The organism is Odoribacter sp. N54.MGS-14 (assembly GCF_000980295.1).
GTDB classification, from domain to species: domain Bacteria; phylum Bacteroidota; class Bacteroidia; order Bacteroidales; family Marinifilaceae; genus Odoribacter; species Odoribacter splanchnicus.
Genome location: NZ_LARL01000172.1, coordinates 1 through 636 on the forward strand (window position 1 = coordinate 1; position 636 = coordinate 636).

General features: G+C 53.1%; 1 tRNA gene and 1 rRNA gene. Both read right to left on the reverse strand.

What is annotated here, in order from left to right:
- Positions 1–4 precede the first annotated feature (4 nt).
- Positions 5–77, reverse strand: a tRNA-Asn gene (locus WS42_RS14920).
- Positions 78–152: 75 nt separating this feature from the next.
- A 23S ribosomal RNA gene (locus WS42_RS14925) occupies positions 153–636 on the reverse strand; the annotation flags it as partial.

Genomic DNA, 636 nt, shown 5'->3' on the forward strand with positions numbered 1-636 from the left:
AAAACTCCCCCTGTTGGACTCGAACCAACGACACTGCGGTTAACAGCCGCATGCTCTACCGACTGAGCTAAGGAGGATTATTAGAAAGTGTATCACACCTTCAAAACTACATACATGTTGACAACCAACCGAATCAATTCTGACCATGCTTTTTGGTCAAGCCCTCACCCTATTAGTAGCAGTCAGCTCCATGTGTTACCACACTTCCACCTCTGCCCTATCTACCTCGTCGTCTTCAAGGGGGTTTACTCCTTTCGGATGGGATATCTCATCTTGAGGGGGGCTTCACGCTTAGATGCCTTCAGCGTTTATCCCTTCCGGGCTTGGCTACCCGGCTATAGACTTGGCAGTCTAACCGGTGCACCAGCGGCCCGTCCATCCCGGTCCTCTCGTACTAAGGACAGCTCCTCTCAGATATCCTACGCCCACGCCGGATAGGGACCGAACTGTCTCACGACGTTCTGAACCCAGCTCGCGTACCGCTTTAATGGGCGAACAGCCCAACCCTTGGGACCTACTACAGCCCCAGGATGCGATGAGCCGACATCGAGGTGCCAAACCACTCCGTCGATGTGAACTCTTGGGAGTGATAAGCCTGTTATCCCCAGGGTAGCTTTTATCCGTTGAGCGATGGCA